Genomic DNA, 3,413 nt, shown 5'->3' on the forward strand with positions numbered 1-3,413 from the left:
TACCCGCCGAGCGTTCACGCGAGGCTGCCCGCATGGAGCTGGCGATCAGGCGCGATGACATCCGCATCGCCGCCACGTCTGCGTTCTTCGCCGTACTGACCGCGCAAGAGCGCCGACGCCTGGCGCAGGAATCCGCCGAGCTCGCCCGCAGCGCCGCCGACGCCACCGGTCGTCGCGTCACTGCCGGCAAGATCTCGCCGGTGGAAGAAACCCGGGCGCGTGTCGCCGCTGCCTCTGCACGGCTCGAACTGGGCCAGGCCGAGGGCGAACTCGATCTGGCGCGCCGCCGACTTGCCGGCCTGTGGGGCAAGGCCCAGCCGCGCTTCACGCTGGCCGAAGGCGTCGCCGGGCAATTGCCGCCATTGCCGGCCATCGCCGACATTGCAGAGCGCAGTACCGATGCACCGCAACTACGGCTGGCCCGGCTCGAAGTGGAACGCCGCCAGGCCTTGAGCAAGATCGAGAGCAGCAAGCGCATTCCCGACGCCACGCTGAGCCTCGGCCGGAAGCGCGACGAAGAAGCCGGCCGCAGCATGTGGGTGGTCGGCGTGTCGATGCCGCTGCCTTTCCTCGACAGCAATCGCGGCAACCTGGAAGAAGCCTTGCGCCGCACCGACAAGGCGCGCGACGAACTGGCCGCCGCCGAGACGCGCGTGCGCACCGACATCGCGCAGGCGTATGAAAAGCTGCGCAACGCCCATGCCGAAGTCGCCGTCCTGCAAAGCGACATCCTTCCCGGTGCGCAGAGCGCCTATGCCGCCGCCGGCAAGGGCTTCGAACTCGGCAAGTTCAATTTCCTGGAAGTGCTCGATGCCCAGCGCACCTTGTTCCAGGCGCGCTCGCAATACCTGCGCGCGATCTCCGACGCCCATCTTGCCTCGGCCGAACTTGAGCGCCTGCTCGGTTCCGCCGGCCCCAACCAATAACCGGACGCCATCATGACCAAGAAACAGAAATTCACCATCGCCGGCAAATCCGCACCGGCCGACGCCCATGCCGCGGAGAAAACGGCCACGGATGATCACAAGGAAGCCAAAGACGACCATGACGATCACAAAGACGATGACCACGACGAAAAGGGTCACGCTGAAAAGGATCACGCTGAAGACGGCAAGATCGCCTTCAGCGAACAGCAACTGAAGACCGCCGGCATCGTCCTCGACACCGCCGCGCCCGGTCGCATCCGCACCAGCCTGCAACTGCCCGGCGAAATCCGCTTCAATCAGGACCGCACCGCGCACGTGGTGCCGAAGGTCAACGGCGTGGTCGAATCGGTCAGCGCCAATCTCGGCCAGCAGGTGAAGAAGGGACAAGTGCTCGCCGTCGTCAGCAGCAGCACGGTGTCGGAACAACGCAGCGAGTTGCTGAACGCGCAGCAGCGACTGACCCTGGCGCAATCGACGCATGCGCGTGAAAAGACCTTGTGGCAGGAAAAGATCTCCGCCGAGCAGGACTATCTGCAAGCCGGACAAGCGTTGAAGGAAGCCCAGATCGCCGTGCGCAACGCACAGCAGAAGCTGGCCGCCATAGGCGCAGGCGCAGCGTCCTCGGGACTGAACCGCTACGAGATCCGCGCTCCCTTCGACGGCATCGTCGTGGAGAAGCATCTCGCGCTCGGTGAGGCCGTGAAGGAAGACGCCGGCATCTTCATCATTTCCGACCTCTCCAGCGTGTGGGCTGAAATCACCGTCGCCGCCCGCGACATGAGCGCCGTGCGCGTGGGTGAAAGCGTCACCGTCAATGCCACCGCATTCGCCTCCAGCGCCAGCGGAAAAATCGCCTACGTCGGCGCCTTGCTGGGCGAACAGACGCGCACCGCCAAGGCCCACGTAGTCCTGCCCAATCCCGGCAACGTGTGGCGTCCCGGCCTGTTCGTCAACGTCGACGTACTGGCGCAGGAAACCGACGTCGCGCTCGCCGTCGCCGCTGATGCAGTGCAATCAGTTGAGCAGAAACAGGTGGTCTTCGTGCGTGTCGCCGATGGCTTCAGGAAACAGGAAGTAACGTTGGGCCGCACCGACGGCAAGCGCGTCGAAATTCTCAAGGGCCTTAGCGCGGGTGACGTCTACGCCGCCGCAGGCAGCTTCGTCATCAAGGCTGAACTGGGCAAGGGGAGCGCCGAACATGCGCATTAAAAATCTGCTGAATAGCGACCGTACCTCCCACTCCAAGCGAGAAGGACACTCCCATGTTTGAACGCATCATCCGCTTCGCCATCGAGCATCGATGGCTGGTCATGCTGGCCGTCTTCGGCATGGCGGCCTATGGCGTCTACAGCTACCAGAAGCTGCCCATCGACGCCGTACCCGACATCACCAACGTCCAGGTGCAGATCAACACCTCCGCGCCCGGCTACTCGCCGCTAGAAACCGAGCAGCGCATCAGCTTCCCGATCGAGACCGTCATGTCCGGCCTGCCCAACCTGGAACAGACGCGCTCGCTGTCGCGCTACGGCCTGTCGCAGGTGACGGTGATCTTCAAGGACGGCACGGATATCTACTTTGCGCGCCAGCTGGTCAATGAACGCATCCAGGAGGCGCGCAGCAAGCTGCCGTCCGGCATCGATCCCGCCATGGGGCCGATCTCGACCGGCCTCGGCGAAATCTACCTGTGGACGGTCGAAGCCAAGGAGGGCGCCAAGAACGCCGACGGCGCGCCATACTCGCCCGCCGACCTGCGTGAAATCCAGGACTGGATCATCAAGCCGCAACTGCGCAATGTGCCGGGCGTGACCGAGATCAATTCCATCGGCGGCTACGCCAAGGAATATCATGTCGCCCCCTCGCCGGCCAAGCTCGCCTCCTATGGCCTGACGCTGCAGAACGTCGCCGCCGCACTGGAACGCAACAACGCCAACGTCGGCGCCGGCTACATCGAGAAGCGCGGCGAGCAGTACCTGATCCGCGCACCGGGTCAGGTGGCCTCGCTCGACGACATCCGCAACATCATCCTCGGCAACGTGCAAGGCGTGGCGATCCGCATCCGCGACGTCGCCGAAGTCGGCATCGGCCGCGAACTGCGCACCGGCGCCGCCACCGAGAACGGCCGCGAAGTCGTGCTCGGCACCGTCTTCATGCTGATCGGCCAGAACAGCCGCACGGTCTCGCAAGCGGTCGACATGAAGATGGCCGAGATCAACCGCTCCCTGCCCGAGGGCGTGCAGGCCGTCACCGTGTACGACCGCACGGTGCTGGTCGACAAGGCCATCAACACCGTCAAGAAAAACCTCATCGAAGGCGCGGTGCTGGTGATCGCGGTGCTGTTCCTGTTCCTCGGCAACATCCGCGCGGCGGTAATCACGGCGATGGTGATTCCGCTGGCGATGCTGTTCACCTTCACCGGCATGGTGTCCAACCACGTCAGCGCCAACCTGCTGAGCCTGGGCGCGCTCGACTTCGGCATCATCATCGCCT

General features: G+C 64.5%; 3 protein-coding genes. All 3 read left to right on the forward strand.

Annotated features, from left to right (window positions below; translation table 11 throughout):
• Positions 1–926, forward strand: a 926-nt coding sequence (locus HLUSI_RS0126145) for a TolC family protein (protein ID WP_016836733.1), incomplete at its 5' end; no start/stop codon positions are given.
• Positions 927–938: 12 nt separating this feature from the next.
• A complete protein-coding gene (locus HLUSI_RS0126150; RefSeq protein WP_016836734.1) occupies positions 939–2,135 on the forward strand; it encodes an efflux RND transporter periplasmic adaptor subunit in 1,197 nt (398 codons plus the stop codon).
• Positions 2,136–2,188: 53 nt separating this feature from the next.
• Positions 2,189–3,413, forward strand: a 1,225-nt coding sequence (locus HLUSI_RS0126155; protein WP_016836735.1) for a CusA/CzcA family heavy metal efflux RND transporter, incomplete at its 3' end; no start/stop codon positions are given.

The sequence above is a fragment of the Herbaspirillum lusitanum P6-12 genome (genome assembly GCF_000256565.1).
Taxonomy (GTDB): Bacteria; Pseudomonadota; Gammaproteobacteria; order Burkholderiales; family Burkholderiaceae_D; genus Herbaspirillum; species Herbaspirillum lusitanum.